This window comes from Acidovorax sp. GW821-FHT09B03 (assembly GCF_059418305.1).
Window position 1 is genome coordinate 28521 of record NZ_JBWKPP010000016.1, and the last position, 21168, is coordinate 49688.

19 protein-coding genes are annotated in these 21168 nt (G+C 68.2%); 8 read left to right on the plus strand and 11 right to left on the minus strand.

The genetic code is table 11. The features are described from left to right. Positions 1 to 169 precede the first annotated feature (169 nt). Positions 170 to 1528 (plus strand): NAD(P)/FAD-dependent oxidoreductase, encoded by a 1359-nt coding sequence (locus tag AC07PA_RS23940; RefSeq protein WP_494609010.1) that lies wholly within the window; start codon positions 170 to 172, stop codon positions 1526 to 1528. A gap of 148 nt (positions 1529 to 1676) precedes the next feature. Here AC07PA_RS23940 and AC07PA_RS23945 read toward each other — a convergent pair whose 3' ends face one another. From AC07PA_RS23945 to AC07PA_RS23965, 5 genes are all read right to left on the minus strand, one after another. Continuing rightward, positions 1677 to 2618, minus strand: coding sequence for an NHL repeat-containing protein (locus AC07PA_RS23945; RefSeq protein WP_007858145.1), 942 nt, complete (start codon positions 2616 to 2618; stop codon positions 1677 to 1679). A gap of 393 nt (positions 2619 to 3011) precedes the next feature. Beyond that, entirely contained in the window at positions 3012 to 3689 is a 678-nt protein-coding gene (locus AC07PA_RS23950; protein WP_494609009.1) for an ABC-type transport auxiliary lipoprotein family protein, read from the minus strand. A gap of 35 nt (positions 3690 to 3724) precedes the next feature. Next, complete coding sequence (locus AC07PA_RS23955; RefSeq protein WP_494609008.1) at positions 3725 to 4702, minus strand: MlaD family protein; 978 nt, start codon at positions 4700 to 4702, stop codon at positions 3725 to 3727. Then, positions 4702 to 5595: an ABC transporter ATP-binding protein gene (locus tag AC07PA_RS23960; RefSeq protein WP_494609007.1), complete on the minus strand. Its 894-nt coding sequence runs from the start codon at positions 5593 to 5595 to the stop codon at positions 4702 to 4704. The genes AC07PA_RS23955 and AC07PA_RS23960 overlap by 1 nt, the downstream gene beginning before the upstream one ends. 4 nt (positions 5596 to 5599) lie before the next feature. Then, positions 5600 to 6727, minus strand: coding sequence for an MlaE family ABC transporter permease (locus AC07PA_RS23965; RefSeq protein WP_494609006.1), 1128 nt, complete (start codon positions 6725 to 6727; stop codon positions 5600 to 5602). Positions 6728 to 7006: 279 nt separating this feature from the next. On the opposite strand from AC07PA_RS23965, the gene AC07PA_RS23970 reads away from it, so the two are divergent. After that, the gene (locus AC07PA_RS23970; RefSeq protein WP_494609005.1) at positions 7007 to 8680 is read left to right on the plus strand and encodes a GMC family oxidoreductase; all 1674 of its coding nucleotides are present in this window, start codon (positions 7007 to 7009) and stop codon (positions 8678 to 8680) included. 4 nt (positions 8681 to 8684) lie between these two features. Here AC07PA_RS23970 and AC07PA_RS23975 read toward each other — a convergent pair whose 3' ends face one another. Then, positions 8685 to 9008 (minus strand): hypothetical protein, encoded by a 324-nt coding sequence (locus AC07PA_RS23975; RefSeq protein ID WP_007858139.1) that lies wholly within the window; start codon positions 9006 to 9008, stop codon positions 8685 to 8687. A 30-nt stretch (positions 9009 to 9038) separates the two neighbouring features. Further along, on the minus strand, positions 9039 to 10418 hold the full coding sequence (locus AC07PA_RS23980; protein ID WP_494609004.1) for an ammonium transporter: 1380 nt from the start codon (positions 10416 to 10418) through the stop codon (positions 9039 to 9041). A gap of 354 nt (positions 10419 to 10772) precedes the next feature. Between AC07PA_RS23980 and AC07PA_RS23985 the strand changes: the two genes are divergently transcribed. The 6 genes from AC07PA_RS23985 to AC07PA_RS24010 all read left to right on the plus strand — a co-directional run bounded on the left by AC07PA_RS23985 (position 10773) and on the right by AC07PA_RS24010 (position 16397). Continuing rightward, positions 10773 to 11531 (plus strand): sulfite exporter TauE/SafE family protein, encoded by a 759-nt coding sequence (locus AC07PA_RS23985; RefSeq protein WP_494609003.1) that lies wholly within the window; start codon positions 10773 to 10775, stop codon positions 11529 to 11531. A 248-nt stretch (positions 11532 to 11779) separates the two neighbouring features. After that, on the plus strand, positions 11780 to 12544 hold the full coding sequence (locus tag AC07PA_RS23990; protein ID WP_145694400.1) for an ABC transporter substrate-binding protein: 765 nt from the start codon (positions 11780 to 11782) through the stop codon (positions 12542 to 12544). A 25-nt stretch (positions 12545 to 12569) separates the two neighbouring features. Further along, positions 12570 to 13352, plus strand: a complete 783-nt coding sequence (locus AC07PA_RS23995) for an amino acid ABC transporter permease (RefSeq protein ID WP_494609002.1) — start codon at positions 12570 to 12572, stop codon at positions 13350 to 13352. Beyond that, a complete protein-coding gene (locus AC07PA_RS24000) occupies positions 13349 to 14092 on the plus strand; it encodes an amino acid ABC transporter ATP-binding protein (protein WP_007858134.1) in 744 nt (247 codons plus the stop codon). Before AC07PA_RS23995 ends, AC07PA_RS24000 begins: the two co-directional genes overlap by 4 nt. A 49-nt stretch (positions 14093 to 14141) precedes the next feature. Then, a complete protein-coding gene (locus AC07PA_RS24005; RefSeq protein WP_007858132.1) occupies positions 14142 to 15437 on the plus strand; it encodes a DcaP family trimeric outer membrane transporter in 1296 nt (431 codons plus the stop codon). Between the two features lie 69 nt (positions 15438 to 15506). Beyond that, on the plus strand, positions 15507 to 16397 hold the full coding sequence (locus AC07PA_RS24010) for a DMT family transporter (protein WP_494609001.1): 891 nt from the start codon (positions 15507 to 15509) through the stop codon (positions 16395 to 16397). Between the two features lie 9 nt (positions 16398 to 16406). On the opposite strand, the gene mrdA is transcribed toward AC07PA_RS24010, so the two are convergent. From mrdA to AC07PA_RS24030, 4 genes are all read right to left on the minus strand, one after another. After that, positions 16407 to 18353: a penicillin-binding protein 2 gene (gene mrdA / locus AC07PA_RS24015; RefSeq protein WP_007858128.1), complete on the minus strand. Its 1947-nt coding sequence runs from the start codon at positions 18351 to 18353 to the stop codon at positions 16407 to 16409. A gap of 63 nt (positions 18354 to 18416) precedes the next feature. Further along, positions 18417 to 18935, minus strand: coding sequence for a rod shape-determining protein MreD (gene mreD, locus AC07PA_RS24020; RefSeq protein WP_007858127.1), 519 nt, complete (start codon positions 18933 to 18935; stop codon positions 18417 to 18419). Then, positions 18932 to 19855, minus strand: a complete 924-nt coding sequence (gene mreC / locus AC07PA_RS24025; RefSeq protein WP_007858126.1) for a rod shape-determining protein MreC — start codon at positions 19853 to 19855, stop codon at positions 18932 to 18934. The genes mreD and mreC overlap by 4 nt, the downstream gene beginning before the upstream one ends. Positions 19856 to 19987: 132 nt before the next feature. Next, positions 19988 to 21031 (minus strand): rod shape-determining protein, encoded by a 1044-nt coding sequence (locus AC07PA_RS24030; protein ID WP_007858125.1) that lies wholly within the window; start codon positions 21029 to 21031, stop codon positions 19988 to 19990. Between the last annotated feature and the right edge of the window lie 137 nt (positions 21032 to 21168).

Below are 21168 nucleotides of genomic sequence, written 5' to 3' on the forward strand. Positions count from 1 at the left end.
ACGCCCCCGGTGCGGCGGGGCGGCCCTTGCACGGGGCACTGGCTTTGGCGCACGCCAGTTTCGTGCGCAGCGGGTGTCGTGCAGCGCAATGGGCAACTGACCCAGCGAACCAACGACGCCAGCGATTCCGTATTGGGATCGTCCCGCGCAGACTGCCCATAATGCAGCCATGAGCAGCATTCCCAATACAGCCATCCGCCCTCGGGTCGTCATCATCGGTTGCGGGTTTGGCGGGCTCGAAGCGGCCCGCGCACTGCACGGCAGCGCCATCGATGTCACGGTCATCGACAAGACCAACCACCATCTCTTCCAGCCCCTCCTGTACCAGGTGGCCACCGCCGGACTCTCGGCGCCGGCGATTGCAGCTCCCGTGCGCCACCTGTTTCGCAAGCAGCCCAACGTGACCACGCTGCTGGGCGAGGTGGAGCGCATCGATGTGGCCGCACGCAGCGTGCTGCTGCAGGGTGGCGATGCCCTGCCCTACGACCACCTGATCGTGGCTGCGGGCGCCACCCACAGCTACTTCGGCCGCGACGACTGGGCCCCGTTCGCGCCCGGCCTCAAGACCCTGGACGACGCTTTCGAGATCCGCCGCCGCATCCTGCTGGCCTTCGAGGCCGCAGAGCGCGAGGGCGACCCGGTGCGCCGCGCCGCCTGGCTCAACTTCGTGGTGGTGGGCGGTGGGCCCACGGGCGTGGAGATGGCCGGCACCCTGGCCGAGATCGCGCGCCACACCCTGCCTGGCGAGTTCCGCCACATCGACCCGGCCAGCGCCAGGATCATCCTGCTCGAAGGCGGCACGCGGGTGCTGCAGGCCATGCCCGAGGCCCTGAGCCAGCGCGCCAAGGAGCAACTGGAAAAGCTGGGCGTTGAAGTGCGCGTGAATGCGCGGGTCACCGCCATCGATGCCACGGGCCTCACGGTGGCCGGCCCCGCGCCGGGTGCGGACCCCACTGCCGCCAGCTATGCGATTCCCAGCCAGTGCATCGTCTGGGCGGCCGGCGTGGCCGCCTCGCCGCTGGGGCGCCTGCTGGCCGAGGCCACCGGCTGCACCACCGACCGCGCAGGCCGCGTGGTGGTCGAACCCGATCTCAGCCTGCCCGGCCACCCCGAGATCAGCGTGGTGGGCGACCTGGCTGCGGCCAATAGCCATGTGCCCGGCCAGGAGCCCACGCCCGTGCCAGGCGTCTCGCCCGGCGCCAAGCAGATGGGCCGCGCCGCCGCCGCCAACGTGCTGCGCCGCCTGGCCCAGCAGGCCACGCAGCCCTTTCGCTACCGCGACTACGGCAACCTGGCCACCATCGGCCGCAACGCCGCCGTGGTGGACCTCACCTCGCCCATGGGGCCGGTGCGCTTTTCAGGCTATTTCGCCTGGCTGTTCTGGCTCTTCGCCCACGTCTATTTCCTCATCGGCTTTCGCAACCGCCTGGTCGTGCTCATGGACTGGGGCTGGGCCTACTGGAGCTTCGCGCGCTACGCCCGCGTGGTGACCGGCATTGAAGGCGCCAAGAAACAGCTGCGGGAATAGAACCCACAGCCTGTGCGCACGCACTGCCCAAGCCAGAGCAACCGTGCAAGGGCCGCCCCGCCGCACGGGTTGCGTCCCCCTTCCCGAATTGCGCAGCAATTCGAGAGAAGGGGTGAAGGCGCGAAGCGCCTCAGGGGGATGTACCGAATCAGTACCCAGCGCCGATCGCCAGCGGCAGGAAGGTATCCACTGCCCCCAGGACGCCCGGTGCCGAACCCACCGAGGTGTAGCTCAGCTGGCCGTTGCTGATGGACAGGATGGTGCCGGTGTCGCGGTAGAAGCGGTAGTACTGGTTGCCAGAGGTCAGCGAAGGGGCGAACGAGGGCTTGAACATGGTGGGGAAGCTGTCTTCCGCATAGTTGAACAGCCGGTCCTCGGCCCGCGTGACCACCGCCTTGAACGGTGCCAGGCCACCGGCCTGGCCCAGGCCGGTGAAGTTCATCACGTAGCTGATGGCGCCGGTGGAGGGGTCCACCTTGAACAGCTTGTCGAAGGCAGCGCCGTACAGCGTGTTGCTGTCGCCCTCGGCCAGGCCGTAGACCGACGTGGCCAGGCCGAAGCTGCCGACGTTGGCCGACTGCTGGTTGTTGCGCAGGTTGACGATGCCCAGCGAGTCGTTCTCGCCGGCAAAGAACAGCCGGCCGTTGAGGTAGGCCAGGTCGCCTGCCGACTGCGCGGGCAGGGTGCCGGCGATGGTGGACTGCGCGTTGTCGGGGTTGATCTGGTAGAGGTTCTTGTTGGTGCTGGAGGCACCGAACAGCCGGCCGCCGCCGTCGAAGGTGAGCGCGTTGGCGCCATTGATGCCGTGCTTGCCGATCAGCGTGGCGTTGCCCGCGGCATCCAGGCGGTACAGCGAAGTGAAGGTCAGCACATACAGCGTGCCGGCGGCGTTGGTGGCGATGTCGGTGATGGAGCCGTCTACCGTGGGGCGCGACACCAGGGTCAGGGACTTGGCGTCCACATCGACGAGCATGATCTTGCCGCTGTCCTGCACATAGAGCTTGTCACCGGCCCAGGCGGTGGTGGCGGTGGCGGCAAGGGCGATGGTGGCGGCGCAGGCGGAGCGCAGCAGCGATGGCTTGAAGAACATACGGGAAATGACCTCGGCAATGAACGTGGATCGGAGCCTGCGGGGGCCAGGGTGGCTCAGCGTGCGCCGCCCCGCCACGCGCCCACAGGGCGGGGAAGAAGAAAAAACCAACCAACAGCTTCTCGCTGCGGCAGGCACAGGGCTGGCCGCAGCGGTAGGCACCAGGCGTTTGTGCACGCCAGGAACGTACTGACGATCCATGCGAAACCGTGTCGGGCAGCGCCTGCGGTTGCTGCCCACAAGGGACTTGCGCGGCCCCGAACAGATCGTCAACACGGTCCGGGCCATTATGGGAGAGGGTTGCTTGCCGGGGCACCCTACCAAAGTAGGGTTTGGGCCGAATACACAAAGTGTTTCAACCGCAGCAGACCGCCCGCTGCGGGGGCTGGCGCCTCAGCGCGCCTGCACCACCTGCTCCAGCCATTCGTCGATGTCGCGCGCGGCCTGCTGGGCTGCCTCGGCAAGCGCGCGGGTCCCTCCCGCCGCATCGGCCGTGGCCGCAGGGCGCTGCACGATGAAGACCCGCTGGCCCACCAGGTTCTCGCCCAACTGGGTCGGTTCGGCCACGGTGGCACGCAGGCGCACCAGCCCCGCGCTCTCGGTGGCGCTGCTGAACACCTGGCTGAACTCTTCGAGCTCCAGGCGCAGCACGGTGGGGCGCTTGTTCGCCACGCGGGCCTGCACGGCCGCATCGCTGGTGTTCAGGATGGCCCGGCGCAGGCCCAGGTGCTCGCGGATGCGCTGCTGCACCAGCACGGCCGGAGGCTGGCTCCAGCGTGCCTGCGCATAGGGCCGTGGCTGCTGGGCATCGGCGTAGGCCAGGCGGTAGAGCACCGAGGTGCTGCTCTCGGGCATGCCGGTGGCCTCCACATCGGCCAGCGCCAGCGGCGACAGCGGGGCGCGGCGGTCGCTCGGCGCCGTCGCCATGGCGCCAGGGCCGAAGTCGTACTGCACCGCCCGTGTGGGGGGGCCGGGCAGGGCCGAACAACCGGCCAGGAGGGCGGCGGCGCACACCAGGGCGACGCTCCGGCGCTCCAGGCGTCCCGAGACAGTGCGTTGGTTATCCAGCATGGCGATGTACTCCTTGAATGCGTCGGACAGCGCCATCAGCGCGCGGCACCGGGTGCGGCAAAACCCTCTTCGCCCGGACCGGGGGGGATGCGGCCCGAGCCATAGATGAACGATTGCGGGTTGTCGCTCACGCTGTTGGCGGCCCGGCCGATCTGGCGCGCCGTGCGCGACAGTTCATCGGCCGCGCGGGTGACGCGCGGCAGGGTGTTGCTGCCCAGCGCGTCGGCCGCGCGCGTGAGCGCCTGGGTGCCCTGGGTGATCTGGTCGATGGCCCCACCCTCGGCCGCAAGCCGCTGGTTGGTGGCATTGATGCCCGCCGCCATGTCCGACACGCTGGTACCGGCCTTCTGCAGCGACTGCAGGGTCTGGCGCGCATCGCCGGCCAGCGCGGGCAGTGATGCCAGTGCCGGGTCGATGCGGGTCTGCAGCGTGGTATCCAGCCGTTTGGTGAGCGCGTTGACACTGCCGGCCGCCTGGCCGATGTTGCCGATGGCTTCGGTGAGCAGCTTCTGGTTGTTGTCGCCCAGCAGCTGGTTGATGCGGCGCGTGGCCTCCTCCACCTGGCCCAGGATGGCCGGCGCCTGCTCGGCCAGGCGGCCAAACGGCGAAGGCTTGAGCGGCAGGCGCGGCAGGCCGCTCGGACCGGGCGGCAGCTCGGGGTACGGCGAGGCCGCATCGTCGAGCTGCACGTGGGCCAGGCCGGTGACGCCCTGGTAGCCCAGCACGGCGAAGGTGTTGGGGCTGATGGGGGCCTGCTCGTTCACGGCAATGCGGATCAGCACATTGCCATTGACCTGGGGATCGAAGCCGATGCGCGTGACCTTGCCCACGGCCACACCCTTGTAGCGCACAGTGGCCTGGGGCTGCAGGCCGCTCACGCCGTCCTTGGTGGACAGCTCGTACTGCTCGTAGTTGGCGTTGTCGCGCGTGAGCCAGATCGCCAGGCCCGCCAGCATGGCGGCCACCACGATGACGAAGATGCCGGCGGCGAGTGCATGTGATTTGTTTTCCATCAGGCGTCCTTGGAAGTCTGCGTTGGGGCCGCGGCCGGCTGCCCGGGCGAGCCTGCCAGGGGGGCCATGGCGCGCTGGCCACGTTCACCCATGAAGAAGTGCTCGATGAAGGGATGCTTGAAGCGCGCCACCTCGGTGGGTGGCCCGGTGACGATGACCTTCTTGTCGGCCAGTACGGCCACCCGCGTGGACAGGGCGAACAGGGTATCGAGGTCGTGCGTGACCATGACCACCGTGAGGCCCAGCGCCGCGTGCAGCTCGCGCAGCAGCGCGCAGAACTCGTCGGCGCTGTTCGGGTCGAGCCCGGCCGTGGGCTCGTCGAGCAGCAGCAGCGGCGGGTCCATGATCAATGCCCGCGCCAGGGCCACGCGCTTGACCATGCCGCCCGACAGGTCGGACGGCATGCGGCTGGCGTGCTCGGGCTTGAGGCCCACCATCTGCAGCTTGACCAGCGCGGCATCGCGCACCAGATCGTCGGGCAGGGTGCCCTGTTCGCGCAGCGCGAAGGCCACGTTGTCGAGCACGTTGAAGGCCGAGAACAGCGCCCCATGCTGGAACAGCATGCCCACCCGGCTGGCCGCGCCCGCGCGCCCCATCTCGGAGGCCGGGCGGCCGAGCACCGTGACCGTGCCGCGCGCGGGCCGCGCCAGCCCCAGTATCTGGCGCAGCAGCACCGTCTTGCCCGTGCCCGAGCCGCCGACCAGCGACAGCATCTCGCCGCGCTGCACGGTGAATTCGAGGTCCTGGTGCACGGCGAAGGCTTCGCTGCCCTTGCCGAACACGCTCCACAGGCCCTTGACCTCGACCACGGGCGGGGTGCCCGGGGGCACGTCCAGCGCCTGCGGCCTATTGCCAATGGCAGCGATGGGAGCGGTGTCTGTCGTGGTGGCCATGGCGTCAGATCCCGATGCTCTTGAAGCCGATGGCAAACAGCGCATCCACGATGATGACCATGGTGATGGACGTGACCACCGAGGCCGTGGTGCCCTCGCCCAGGCTCTGGGTATTGGGCTTGACGCGCAGGCCCCAATGGCAGCCGATGAGCGCGATGCAGGCACCGAACACCACCGACTTGGCCATGGCCAGCCCCAGGTTGCCGATCTTCACGGCGGAGGGCAAGGCCTGCACGAAATACGCGGGCGAGATGTCCATGGCGACGTCGGCGGCCAGCATGCCGCCGGCCAGCGCGGCCAGCGTGGTCCACACACTGATCAGCGGCATGGCCAGCGCCAGCGCCAGCGTGCGCGGCATCACCAGCCGAAAGCCATGCGGGATGCCCATGACGCGCATGGCATCGAGCTCTTCGGTCACGCGCATCACGCCGATCTGCGCAGTGATGGACGAGCCCGAGCGCCCGGCCACCAGGATGGCTGCGAGCATGGGCCCGAGTTCGCGGATCAGCGAGATGCCGAGGATATTGACGATGAACGACTCGGCGCCGAACTGGCGCAGCTGCAGCGACATCAGGTAGGCCAGCACCACCCCGATCAGGAAGCCGACCAGCGCCGTGATGGGCAGCGCCGTGGCGCCCATGCGGTACAGGTGGCCCGACACGTCGCGCCAGGGGCCGCGCTGGGGCGCTCGCGCCAGGCGCAGCAGGTCCAGCACCAGTTGCCCCACCATCTGCAGCACGTGGCGCGCATGGTCCACGCCGTGCAGCACCAGCAGGCCCAGGTGGTCCACCTCCTTGGCCAGGCTCCAGGGCTCGGGCGGCGGCGGCTCGGCCACGGTGAACTCGGCCACGCGCTCCAGGATGTCGCGCTGGATGTCGGTGAGCGCCAGGCGCTCGGGCCAGGCGCGGCCCCAGTGGTTCCACAGCAACTGTGCGCCCACGTGGTCCAGCCACTGCAGTTGGCGCAGGTCCCAGCCAAGCCCGGCACCGCCCGGCTGCGCCTCAAGCTGCGCGGACAGGGACTTCCACTGCCTGCGCGTGCCCAGCTCTGCAGCACCCCAGCGGCCATGCAGCAGCAGCCCCGGGCCTTCGGGGGTGTCGGTGCGGGCAATGCGCGGGGCAGGGTCGGTCATGAAACGGGCGGCGCAAGCCACCGGTAAGGGAGTTGGGGAAGCATGGTAGCGGAGCCGATGGCCCGCAGGTAGGACAAGCCCTTGCGTGCAAGCACGACACGGGCCCGAATGCTTGCAATTATTATCAAATTGCTTGCAATCGCAAATCCTGCAAGCCATGCAAGCTACAAACTTGCTAGCAAGCCGCGTTTACCCCCTCGACACCACCAACGCGCTCCGCACAATGGCGCCGACCCTTCCGATCAACCTGCGCCACCCCTTTGCCACACCGTACTTCCCATGAGCGACACCACGTTTGACCACATCATCATCGGCGGCGGCACAGCGGGTGCCCTGCTGTGCAACCGCCTGAGCGCCGACGGCCGCAAGCGCGTGCTGCTCATCGAGGCGGGTCGCAAGGATGATTACCACTGGATACACATTCCCGTGGGCTACCTGTATTGCATCGGCAACCCGCGCACCGACTGGCTCTACAACACCGAGCCCGATGCCGGCTTGAACGGCCGCACCCTGCGCTACCCACGCGGCAAGACACTGGGTGGCTGCAGCAGCATCAACGGCATGATCTACATGCGTGGCCAGGCGCGCGACTACGACCAGTGGGCCGAGCTCACCGGGGATGCCAGCTGGCGCTGGGACAACGCCCTGCCCTACTTCCGTCGCCACGAGGACCACTGGCGCCTGGACCAGCCCGGCGAGGTCAACGAGAACTTCAAGCGCCTGCACGGCAACAAGTCCACCGGCAGCACCGGCGAGTGGCGCGTGGAGAAGCAGCGCCTGCGCTGGGACGTGCTGGACGCCTTTTCCAAGGCCGCGCAGCAGGCCGGCATCCCGGCCACCGACGACTTCAACGGCGGCAGCAACGAGGGCGTGGGCTACTTCGAGGTCAACCAGAAGAGCGGCTGGCGCTGGAACACGGCCAAGGCCTTCCTGCGGCCCACCTGCTACGGCCGGCCCAACTTCGAGATGTGGACCGCCGCGCATGCCACGCAGCTCATCATCGAGACCCAGGCCGACGGTACGCGCCGCTGCACGGGCGTGAAGGTCTGGGACGGGCATGAGATGGTCACCGCCCACGCCACCGGCGAGGTGATCCTGTGCGCCGGCGCGATCAACTCGCCCCAGCTGCTGCAGCTGTCGGGCATCGGCCCGGCCGACCTGCTCCAGCGGCATGGCATCGCCGTGGTGCAGGACCTGCCGGGCGTGGGCGCCAACCTGCAGGACCATCTGCAGATCCGCGCGGTGTTCAAGGTCAACGGCGTGCCCACGCTCAATACCATGGCTGGCTCGCTCTGGGGCAAGGCCAAGATCGGGCTGGAGTACGCCATGAAGCGCAGCGGCCCCATGAGCATGGCGCCGTCGCAGCTCGGCGCCTTCACGCGCAGCGACCCCGGCCAACCCTGGCCCAACATCGAGTACCACGTGCAACCCCTGTCGCTCGACGCCTTCGGCGAGCCCCTGCACAGCTTTCCGGCCTTCACGGCCAGCGTCTGCAACCTCAACCCCACGAGCCGCGGCACGGTGCAGATCAAGAGCGCGGACTTCCAGGCCGCGCCGGCCATCGCCCCCAACTACCTGAGCACCCCCGAGGACCGGCAGGTGGCCGCCGACAGCCTGCGCGTCACGCGCCGCATCGTGGCCCAGCCGGCCCTGGCGGGCTACCAGCCCGAGGAGTGGAAGCCCGGCGTGCAGTTCGAGAGCGATGAAGACCTGGCACGCCTGGCCGGCGACATCGCCACCACCATCTTCCACCCCGTGGGCACGACGCGCATGGGCCGGGCCGACGACCCAATGGCCGTGCTCGATTCGCAGCTGCGCGTGCGTGGCATTGCCGGCCTGCGCGTGGTGGATGCGGGCGCCATGCCCACCATCACCAGCGGCAACACCAACTCGCCCACGCTGATGCTGGCCGAGAAGGCGTCCGAATGGATCCTGGCGGCGCAGAGGGCGTAAGCCGTCAGCGTATGCCGCCCACGTAGCGGGGTACCTCGACGACCGGAGCAGGCACCAGGCGCTGGCGCACCGCCTGGCTGGCGGCATCCAGCAAGGGGCGACGCTGCGGCGCAGGGGCCGGCTCGTGCACCGCCCGATCGAGCCGGTCGGCCCATTCAGCGAGCTCGGGCACTCCGTCCTCCAGCGCATGCTGGCGTGCGAAGCGCACGACCTCCAGCGCGTACTCGGCGTTGACCGCCATCCACTCGGTGTCGGTCACGCGGCCGGTCTTGCGGCGCAGCAGCACGTGCAGATGCGCTGCGATGGCGAGTTTGTCGCTGTCCTGCATGGTGATGAACTCCTCAGAACGTTGGCAGGCCTACTGACCCAGGCGCTCCCGGTGCTGTGCAATATCCAGACCCGCCTGTTCGCTTTGCTCATCCACGCGCAGGCCGAGCACGAGGTTGGTGATCCACAGCAGCAGCGCCGTGCCCACCAGGCTGAACAGCATCACCGCGCCCACGCCGATGGCCTGGGTCCACAGGCTGCCCGCCACGCCGCCCACGCTGCGGCTGGCCAGCACGCCGGTGAGCAGCGAGCCCACGATGCCGCCGATGCCGTGCACGCCGAAGACGTCCAGGGAGTCATCGGCACGCAGCAGGCGCTTGAGCCCCGTTGCGCCCCAGTAGCAGGCCAGACCGGCCACCAGGCCGATGACCACGGCCGAGCGCAGGGTGACGAAGCCGGCGGCGGGCGTGATGGCCACCAGCCCGGCCACCAGGCCCGAACACAGGCCCAGCAAGGACGGCCGCCCGCGCATGACGGCCTCGCCCAGCATCCAGGACAGCGCGCCGGCAGCGGCGGCCACATGGGTGACGGCCATGGCCAGCCCTGCCCGGCCGTCGGCTGCCACGGCAGAGCCGGAGTTGAAGCCGAACCAGCCCACCCAGAGCATGCCCGCGCCCACCATGGTCAGCGCCAGGCTGTAGGGCTCGAACGGCTCGCGCCCGTAACCGCTGCGCCGCCCGAGGAACCAGGCGCACACCAGGCCGGCCACGCCGGCGTTCACGTGCACCACGGAGCCCCCGGCAAAGTCCAGGGCCCCCATCTGCGCCAGCCAGCCGCCCGGCTCCCAGACCCAGTGCGCCACGGGTGCGTAGATGAACACCGTCCACAGGCTGATGAACAGCAGCATCGCGGAAAAGCGCATGCGCTCGACGACGGCCCCCACCAGCAGCGCGGCGGTGATGATGGCGAAGGTGAGCTGGAACATGGCGTAGACCGACTCGGGAATGGCCGGCGCGACATGGCTCACCGAGAGCTTGCCGGCCGCCAGCTGGAAGTCGAACCCGGCAAAGCCCATGCGCTCGGTGCCGCCCAGCCAGGCACTGCCCGGGGTGAAGGCCCAGGAGTAGCCGATGGCAAACCACCACAGGCTCACCAGCGCGGCGATGGCCACCACGCTGGCCATGGTGTTGAGCACGTTCTTTCGGCGCACCATGCCGGCGTAGAACAGGGCGATGCCCGGCAGCGTCATGAGCAGCACCAGGGCCGTGGAGGTCATCATCCAGGCGGTGTCGGCGGCATTGATGGCCTCCTTGGCCACCAGGCCAGGGCGCGTCAAGGGTGCGGGTGCAGGCGTGGCCATGGTGGCCGATGCGGCGGCTTCGGGAGCGGGCGCCTGCGCCCAGGCCGTTGTGGTGCAGAGCCCAAGGCACAAGGCCATGACCGTGACGAACCCATGGATGACTGCCCGCATGTGGAAGCTCCCTTTTCGCAATTTGTTACAAGGCACAACGCACAAGGCATGCCAAGCAAAAAGCCCCATTTGGGGCAATCCGGGCGCCTCCCCGCCCGATCTGCTCCCCCAAATGGGGGCGGGAAACCCCCAATGCACCAAGCGGGTGCCGCCGTTACAGTACCGTCACTCGAAAGCGCGCCCCGGTGTGCTGGACGAGGGGCCGAGGAGACATCCCTACAAGCACAACCGAACAAGCATCCAACGAGATGCACCCCCCTTTCAGGCGCTGGCAATCCCAGCGCCTTTTTTATGCCCGCAGCGAAAGCGATATCGCTAGCAAAAACGTAGCTGGCGGGGTGCGACAATCAAGGGATGGAATGGATTTTCATCACCCTCGCCTCGTTGCTGGCCGGTTTTGTGGATGCCATCGTCGGCGGCGGCGGCCTGGTGCTGGTGCCGGCGCTGTTCGCGGCATTTCCCGTGGCGCCGCCCGCCACGCTGCTGGGCACCAACAAGGCGGCCGGCGTCTGGGGCACGGCCATGGCCACCTGGCAGTACAGCCGCCGCGTGCAGATGCGCTGGGCGGCCCTGCTGCCGGCCGCGGCCGCCGGCTTTGCGGGCTCGTTCGCCGGGGCCTGGGCCGTCACCGTGGTATCGCCCGACTTCCTGCGCCGCCTGCTGCCGCTGGTGCTGCTGGGCGTGCTGGCCTACACGCTGGCCAGGAAGGACATGGGGCGGCACCACACGCCGCGCTTCGCAGGCCGCGCGGAAATCGCCGCCGCGAGCCTGATCGGCCTGGCCATCGGCTTCTATGACGGGTTCTTCGGCCCGGGCACGGGCAGCTTCTTCGTCTTCCTGTTCGTGCGGCTGCTCGGCTACGACTTCCTCAATGCCTCGGCGTCGGCCAAGCTGCTCAATACGGCCACCAATGTGGCGGCCATCGCCCTGTTTGCGGCCAAGGGCCATGTCTGGTGGCACTTTGCGGTGACGCTGGCCGTGGCCAATGTGGCGGGCAGCCTCATCGGCACGCACATGGCGCTCAAGCACGGCACCGGCTTCGTGCGCGGCATCTTCATCGTGGTGGTCGGGGCGCTGATCCTCAAGACGGGCTACGACGCTTTCTGGCGCTAGGTAGGCCATGCCGGGCGCCCCAAAAGCCCGGGAGACTTCTCTAAACCTGTTGTGAATTGGCACACAACCGGCTTTTGCAGGGCCTCCCCTGTGGCGGCGGAAAAATCCCCCTCCTTATAATTGGTGACTATTTCGTGACGTCAGCCATCGCAATCCGCGATGGCATTCGTGCACTCCCACCGTCTCCGGCCTGCTTACCCGCATGCCGGATTTTTTGTACCTGAAATACCCCGTACAGGATCCATCCCATGCAATTGTTCAAGGCTGTAGCCACCGCCCTCGCGCTCTGCGCCGCCTTCTCCGCCCAGGCCCGGACTCTGGACGAGGTGAAGAAGGACGGCAAGATCCTCATCGCGACCGAAGGACAGTTCGCACCTTTCAATTTCTTCAACGGCACCACGCTGACCGGCTTCGAAGTGGAGACGGCCGAGCTCGTGGCCAAGAAGATGGGCCTCACGATCCAGTGGAAGACCCTGGGTTTCGACGCCCTGCTGACCGGCCTGCGCCAGGACCGCTGGGACCTGGTGATCGCCTCCCACGGCATCACCGAAGAGCGCGCCAAGGCCGTGACCTTCACCGAACCCCACTACTGCTCGGGCGGCATGATCATCGCCATGGACCCGGCCATCAAGAGCGCCAAGGACCTGGCCGGCAAGGTGGTTGCCGTGCAGACCGGCACCAGCTACCTCGAGAACGTGCAGAAGGTGTCGTCGATCAAGGAAATGAAGAACTTCCCCACCGACGTCGACGCCCGCAGCGCGCTGAACTCGCGCCGCGTGGACGCCTGGGTGACCGACCGTTTCGTGGCCAAGGCCGTGTCCGAGAAGAACCCCGGCGCTGGCTTCAAGCTCGGCGACATGCTGTTCATCGAGCGCATCGCCGCTGCCGTGGCCAAGGGCAACAGCTCGCTGGCCGGCGGCTGGAACAAGGCGCTGGCCGAAGTGATGGCCGACGGCAGCTATGCCGCGCTGTCCAAGAAGTACTTCAACGAAGACGTTCGCTGCACGAACTGACCCCTGGTCCTGAACGGGGTTTCCCATGCTCACTGCCCTTTGGCCCGAGCGCTGGTCTCGCCAGCAGCGCAGCAACGCCACGCTCGTCTCGGCCGTCGTCCTGATGGTCCTGGCGCTGGCGCTGCTGGGCAAACTGCTCTCTTTCCTGCCCGAGCCCATCGGGCCCAACGCCCAGGCCTTCTCTGACGGCGCGCGCACCACTCTGTGGCTCACCCTGGTGAGCGGCAGCCTGGGCCTGGTGCTCGGCACCGGCGCCGCACTGGCCCGCACCTCGCGCTTCATGGCCGTGCGCTGGGTGGCCAGCTTCTACATCTGGGTCATCCGCGGCACGCCGCTGCTGGTGCAGATCCTGTTCGTCTACTTTGCGCTGCCGGTGCTGGTGCCGGGGCTGAACCTGCCCGACTTCGCGGCGGCCGTGCTGGCCCTGGGCCTGAACGTGGGCGCCTACAACGCCGAGGCCATCCGCGCCGGGCTGCTGGCCGTTCCGCGCGGCCAGACCGAAGCCGCCCGGGCCCTGGGCCTGGGCCGCATGCATGTGTTCGCCGACGTGGTGTTCCCGCAGGCCTTCAAGATCTCGCTGCCGCCGCTGGTCAGCAACTTCGTGGCGCTGCTCAAGGACTCTTCGCTGGCCTATGCCATCGGCGTGGTGGAGCTCACCAACGTGGGCAACCGCATCCAGTCGGCCACGTTCCAGCCGATTGCCACGTTGTCCACGGTGGCCATCACCTACCTGCTCTTGACCACGCTGGTGACCCAGATCTCGAACGCCGTGGAGTACCGCTTCGACGTGGAAGGGCGCAACCAATGAGCCGCCCCACGCCTTTCATCGTCGTCAAGCAGGTCTGCAAGTCCTTCGGCAGCCACCAGGTGCTGCGCGATGTCTCCACCGTGTTCAACACCGGCGAGGTGACCGTGATCATCGGTGCCTCGGGCTCGGGCAAGAGCACGCTGCTGCGCGCCATCAACCGGCTGGAGCCGCACGACAGCGGCACCATCACCATCGGCGGCGAGCCCGTGACCGACGACCAGCACACGCTGCAAAAGCAGCGCAGCGAAGTCGGCATGGTGTTCCAGCAGTTCAACCTGTTCGGCCACATGAGCGTGCTGGACAACGTGACGCTGGCGCCCCGGCGCATCCGCCGCACGCCGCGCACCCAGGCCAATGAGCAGGCCATGGCCCTGCTGCGCCGCGTGGGCATGCAGGACCATGCGCACAAATACCCCTGGCAGCTCTCGGGCGGTCAGCAGCAGCGCGTGGCCATTGCCCGCGCGCTGGCCATGCAGCCCAAGGTGATGCTGTTCGACGAGCCCACCTCGGCCCTGGACCCCGAAATGGTGCAGGAAGTGCTCGACGTGATGCGCGAACTGGCCCGTGGCGGCATGACCATGATCGTGGTGACCCACGAAATGGGCTTTGCCCGCGAGGTCTCCGACCGCGTGATGTTTTTCGACCAGGGGCGCATCGCCCACGACGCAGCACCCGCCGAATTCTTCGACAACCCCGCCAACGACCGCATCCGCGCCTTCATCGGCCGCATGGGCGCCTGAGATCCAGGCCCACCCAGCGCAACAACCACAAGCCCCTACCGGAGTGACCATGAAACTGAACCACACGTTCCTCGCCCTGATGGCCGCCGGCCTGTGCAGCCTGCCACCCGCAGCCTTTGCCCAGACCGCCAAGGACTTCGAAGAGATGCGCAACGAGCTCAAGGCCCTGCGTGCCGAGCTCAACGCGCTCAAGGCCCAGCAGGCCCAGGCGCCTGCCGCGCCCGCCGCCTCGGCATCGGCCTGGAACGACCGCATCGAGGCCGTGGAGCTCAAGCAGAAGGACGCCGTGGTGCTCGGCGACATCCCCGGCAGCTTCCGCCTGCCCGGCAGCGAGACCTCGATCCGTGTCTACGGCTTTGCCGAGGCCAACCTGGTCAAGGACTTCAAGGGCACGGCCCCCGGCGACACCTTCACCAACCTGATGGAACAGCCCCTGGGCGACACGCGCGGCGGCAAGAGCAGCCTGACCGCGCAGACCTCGCGCTTCGGCTTCGAGACCTCCACGCCCACGTCGATCGGCACCTTCAACACCAAGATCGAAGCCGACTTCTACGCCTACTGCGGCAGCGAGTGCAACCGCAACCGCCTGCGCCTGCGCCATGCCTACGGCGAGTACGCCGGCTGGCTGATCGGCCAGACCTGGTCGACCTTCATGGACACGGACAACCTGCCCGAGACCGTGGACTTCAACGGCCCGCCCGGCGCCACCTTCCGCCGCCCCGCGCAGATCCGCTACACCTACAACAACCCTGACCTGGCCAAGTTCCAGTTCGCGCTCGAAGAACCCACCGATGGCGCCAAGGGCCTGAACTTCGTGGCCCGCGTGGACAAGGCCTTCGACTGGGGCAATGTGAACGCCCGCCTGCTCTCGCACGAGCAGCGCATCGACGGTTTCAGCAAGCGCGGCCTGGGCCTGGGTATCGGCGCCGGCTACAAGATCACCGGCACCACCACCCTGATGGCCCAGTACACGCGCCTGGACGGCGACGGCGATGGCGCCTACCTGGTGGGCACGAACTACCCCGTGCTCGATGGCGGTACCGTGCGCCTGGACCGCTCGCACGGCGTGGTGATCGGCCTGAGCAATGTGTTCAGCGAGAAGATGCGCGGCACCGTGTCGCTGGGCGCCGTGCGCTCGCGCCACCGCCTGGGCGACGACTACGTGAACGCCTATGGCGGCGAAGGCAACCACAAGCTCTACCAATGGCATGCCGGCATGTACTACCTGCCGATCAAGAACGTGGAGCTGGGCAGCGAGCTGATCGGTGGCCGCCGCACCACCTTCGACGGCCAGAAGGGCGACATGCTGCGCCTGAACCTGCAGGCGCGCTACCTGTTCAACTGATCGATCGTCGGCATCCCTTTCGCCTGACAGGCTGGCCGGAGACCCGGCCAGCCTTTTCTTTTTCTACCTATGCGCTCCGAACGTTTCGGCCTCCTGGCCCTGTTGGTGGTGACCGTGGTGTGGGGCACCACCTTCCCCGCCATGAAGCTGCTCTCTGCCCAGCTCGATGCACTGCAGATCATCTGGCTGCGCTTCGTGATCGCCCTGGCGGTGCTCGCGCCGCTGTGGCGCGGCATGCTGCGCCACGAGCGGCGCTGGGGTTGCGCCCTGGGCCTGCTGCTGTTCCTCGCGTTCTGGCTGCAGATCGAGGGCCTGGCACGCACCAGCAGCAACCGCAATGCCTTCGTGACCGGCCTGAACGTGCTGGTCGTGCCCCTGATCGCGATGGCGCTGATGGGCCGGCGCTACGGCTGGCGCCTGTGGGCGGCCTGCGCCATGGCCTGCGCGGGCATGGCGCTGATGTTCCACGAGAACGAGCCCTGGAACCTGGGCGATACGCTGACGCTGGCCAGCACCGTGTTCTATGCCCTGTACATCCTGGCGCTGGAGGAATGCGCACGGCGCACCGCGGCCCACCCGCTGCGGGCCACGCGCATGGCGGCGGCGCAGGCCCTGGTGATGGCCCTGGCTTCCACGCTGCTGCTGCTCGCGCGTGGCAGCGGGATGGACTGGCTGCCCCAGGCCGCCGGCCGCCTGCCGGCCGATGCCTGGGTGGCCCTGGTCTACCTGGGCCTGCTGGCCAGCGTGGTGGTGGTCACGCTGCAGGCCTGGGGCCAGCAGCGCGTGGACGCCATGCGCAGTGCCATCGTCTTCGGGCTGGAGCCGGTGTTTGCCGCCCTCACGGCCTGGGCCCTGCTGGGTGAGCGGCTGGGCTGGGCAGGATTGGGCGGCGCGGCCCTGATCGTGGCCGCGCTGGTGTTCAGCCAGCTGGCGCCGCCGGCACAGGGCGCCAAGGCCTGACGAAGAAACTCAGGGTGCCGCCGGGCTGACGGGCACATCGGCCGCGAGGCGCGGCTTGCCGATGGGCGCCGCGGCCAGGCCCTTGCGCACGGCGGCCAGGTCTTCCTCGTTCGGGTACTCGCCCTGCAGCCAGTAGTCGAACACGCGCCGCGCGATCGGGCCGGCCGCAGCCGCGCCGAAGCCGGCGTTCTCCACGATGACCGCCAGCGCGATCCTGGGTTCCTCGGCCGGCGCGAAGGCCGCGAAGAGCGAGTGGTCGCGCTGGTGCTCTTCGAGCGCCTTGGCGTTGTAGCGCACGTTCTGGCCCAGGCTCATGGCCTGCGCGGTACCCGTCTTGCCGGCAGAGGTGTAGGGTGCGCCGGCAAAGATGCGCGTGCCCGTGCCGCCCTTGTTCACCGCCACCAGCGCATTGCGCACGATCTCCACGTTCTTGGGCAGGTAGCCGAGGTTCTCGCCCGGGGGCTGCACCACCGGCGTCACGGTGCCGGTGACCGTGTCGCGCACCGCCTTGATGAGGTGCGGCGCATACCGCGTGCCGCCATTGGCCAGCGTGGCCTCGGCCTGCGCCAGCTGCAGCATGGTGAAGTTGTTGTAGCCCTGGCCGATGCCCAGGGACACGGTCTCGCCCGGATGCCAGCGCTTCATCTCGGGACGCTTGTAGGCGTTGCGCTTCCAGGCGGTGCTGGGCAACACCCCGCGCAGCTCGCCATTGAGATCGATCCCCGTGACCTGGCCCAGGCCCAGCGGTTTCATGAAGTCGTGGATGGCGTCCACGCCCATTTCAACGGCCAGCGAATAGAAGTAGGTGTTGCTCGAGAACTGGATGGCGCGGTGCATGTCCACGCCGCCCAGCCCGCCTTCATGGCTGCGGAAGGTATGGCCGCCGAAGGTGTAGAAGCCCGGATCGCTGACCACCATGCTTGGCGAGCGCTTGCCCAGTTGCAGCGCGGCCAGGGCCATGAAGGGCTTGTAGGTCGAGCCCGGCGGGTAGGTGCCGCGCAGCGCGCGGTTGAGCAGCGGCTTGTCGATGGACTCGTTGAGCGCCTGCCAGCTTTCGCTGTCGATGCCTTCGACGAACAGGTTCGGATCGAAGGTGGGCTTGCTCACCAGTGCCAGCACCTCGCCATTGCGCGGGTCGATCGCCACCAGCGCGCCGCGCCGGTCGCCGAACATGTCCTCGATGAGCTTTTGCAGCTTGATGTCCAGCGACAGCATCACCGTGTTGCCCGGTGTGGCCGGGTGGCTGGCCAGGCGCCGCACGGCATGGCCGCCGGCCGAGGTCTCCATGCGCTCCACGCCGGTCAGGCCATGCAGCATGTTCTCGAAGCTCTGTTCCACGCCGAGCTTGCCGATGTATTCGGTGCCGCGGTAGTTGGCCTCGTCCTCCGAGTCCTGGATGCGCGCCTTCTCGGTCTGGTTGATGCGCCCGATGTAGCCGATGGCATGGGCGCCCGCATCGCCCAGCGGGTAGTTGCGGAACAGCCGGGCCTTGATGTCCACACCGGGGAAGCGGTAGCGCTGCGCGGAAAACCGCGCCACTTCCTGGTCCGTGAGGCGCGTGCGGATGGGCAGGGACTCGAAGTTGCGCGACTCCTCCAGCAGGCGCTTGAAGCGCCGCCGGTCTCGCTGCTGGATGTCGACCACCTTGGCGAGTTCCTCGATGGTGTCTTCCAGCCCGCCGGTGCGCGAGGGCGTGATCTCCAGCGTATAGGCCGCATAGTTGGTGGCCAGCACCACGCCGTTGCGGTCCATGATCTGGCCGCGGTTGGGGACGATGGGCACCACGGCCGTGCGGTTGCTCTCGGCCTGGGCAGCCAGGTCGTCGTGGCGCACCACCTGCAGGTACACCAGGCGCGAGACCAGCAGGCCGAAGGCCAGCAGCACCACGAAGGCGACGGTGAAGATGCGGGCGCGAAAGCGCGAGGAGTCCGCTTCGGCGTTGCGCAGTTCAGTCATGCTGCACGCTCCCCACCACCATGCGGCGGGCGCAGGCGGGTTGCTGGATGGTCCACACCGGGCTCATAGCGGGCGATTCTGGTCGCGATCGGGCGGGCGCCGCTGGGGTGCCAGCAGCACCCAGCTGGCCAGGGGCCAGAGCAGCGCCTCCAGCACTGGCGCCACGAAGATCCACAGGCCGGGGAAGATGCCCCCCGAGACCACGCGCACCAGCAGTTCGATGGAATGCGCGATGAGGAACAGCGGCAGCACCTGCAGCGCCTGCGAGGGCACGCTGAACCACAGCAGGCGGCGGTGGATGGCGATGGCGCCGAAGGCCAGCACCGAGTAGGACAGCGCATGCTGGCCGAGCAGCGCGGACTGCTGCACATCCATGCACAGGCCCAGCGCAAAGGCCGTGCCCATGCCGATGCGCAGCGGCTGGTGCACGCTCCAGAACACGATCAGCAGCATCAGCAGGTCGGGCGTCCAGACCACGCGGCCCAGGGGCAGCATGTTGATGGCCAGCCCCACCGCCAGGCTGGCAGCGATGAACACGGGATTGACGGGGAGCAGCAGCGGCTGGCCGCGCGGCATGATCATTTGTGGCGCCCCTTCTTGCTGGAGCTGGGCGTGGGTGCCGGCTCGGGCCGCTCCGGGATGTGGCCCGACAGCGGCTTGAGCACCACCACGTGGCGGGCCCCCTGCACCTGGGCCAGCGGGGCGCAGTAGATGCGCGCAAAGGCCGAATCGGCACGGCGCTCCACACGCACGACCTTGGCCACGGGCAGGCCCGAGGGGTACAGGCCGTCCACGCCGCTGGTGGTGAGCAGGTCACCCTCGCGCACGTCGGCATTGGCGGGCATGAAGCGCAGTTCCATGCCGCCCTCGTTGCCGGCGACCGGATCGCCATAGGCGACGCCGCGCGCGCCGGTGCGGATGTTGAGAACCGGGATGGCCTGGTCGCGGTCCACCAGCAGCGTGACCTCGCTGAGCATGGGGAACACACGCGTGACCTGGCCCAGGATGCCGGCCTCGTCGAGCACCGGGGCGCCGAGCTCCACGCCGCCCATCTGGCCCTTGTCCAGCACCACCCGGCGGGTGTAGGGATCGGCGGTGTCATAGATGACCTCGGCCGCCTGCGATGGCGTGCTGACCCGCTCGCGCAGCGCCAGCAGCTTGCGCAGGCGGTCGTTCTCCAGCAGCAGTTGCTCGGCCTGGCTGGCGCGCTCGGACATCTGCGCCATCTTGCTGCGCGCGGCATCGGCATCGTGCTGCGCGGTCTTCAGGTCCTGGAAGTAGCCGGCGCCCCGCCCCGCGAACTCCACCGGCTGCAGCATGAGCCACTGCACAGGGTAGAGCACGGTGGAGACGGCCTGGCGGAACGGCCCGGTCAGCTTGAAGCGGACGTCCGCCACCATGAGGAACAGGGCCAGAGCGCCATAGAGCGCCAGCCGTGACAGGGCCGAAGGGCCTTGCTTGAAGAAGGGAGGCGCACTGCGCTCCAGGGTTCCCAGGGGCATGGCGCTCAGCGTCGGATCTGCAGCGCGTGCGAACGCGGCGGCCAGGGGCACGGCTCAAAAAGCATCGGTGCGGTTGCGGTCATGCCATTTCAGCGCGATGGGGTGCCTGCGCGGCGCGCAGGCACGGGGAACTTACTCGCTTGTAAAGATGCTGCCCTGGCGGTCCATGCGCTCCAGCGCAATGCCGCAGCCGCGCACCACGCAGGTCAGCGGGTCTTCGGCCACCAGCACCGGCAGGCCGGTTTCCTCGGCCAGCAGACGATCGAGGTCACGCAGCAGCGCACCGCCACCGGTCAGCATCATGCCGCGGTCGGCGATGTCGGCACCGAGTTCCGGCGGGGTCTGCTCCAGGGCGTTCTTGACGGCCGAGACGATCTGGTTGAGCGGATCGGTCAGCGCCTCCAGCACTTCGTTGCTGGAGATGGTGAAGCTGCGTGGCACGCCTTCGCTAAGGTTGCGGCCCTTGACTTCCATCTCGCGCACTTCGGAGCCCGGGAAGGCGGAACCGATGTTCTTCTTGATGGATTCGGCGGTGGGCTCGCCGATCAGCATGCCGTAGTTGCGGCGGATGTAGCTGATGATGGCTTCGTCGAACTTGTCGCCGCCCACGCGCACACTGCCCTTGTAGACCATGCCACCCAGCGAGATCACGCCCACCTCGGTGGTGCCGCCGCCGATGTCCACGACCATGGAGCCGCTGGCTTCCGAGACCGGCAGGCCGGCGCCGATGCCGGCGGCCATGGGTTCCTCGATCAGGTAGACGGCGGTGGCGCCAGCCGCTTCGGCCGCGTCCTTGATGGCACGGCGCTCGACCTGGGTGGAGCCGCAGGGCACGCAGATGATGATGCGCGGGCTGGGAGTGAACAGCGTGCGCGGGTGCACCATCTTGATGAACTGCTTGATCATCTGCTCGGTGATCACGAAGTCGGCGATCACCCCGTCCTTCATGGGCCGGATGGCTTCGATGTTGCCGGGCACCTTGCCCAGCATGGCCTTGGCTTCATGGCCTACGGCCTGGATGACTTTCTTTCCATGGGGGCCGCCTTCGTGGCGGATGGCGACTACAGAGGGCTCATCGAGCACAATGCCTTTGTCGCGGGCGAATATCAGGGTGTTGGCTGTGCCAAGATCAATGGCAAGGTCGGTGGAGAAGTACCGACGGAAAGCTCCGAACATTCAAGAATCCTCTCAGGCATGGCGTGCGCATCGGCCTGCCATCGCCGGGTTTACGGGGTCAAATTTCGCTTTTTTCGCACAATGACCGGCATGAGGGAGGGTATTGCGGCAAAGCCGGGATAATACCCTATCCCCTG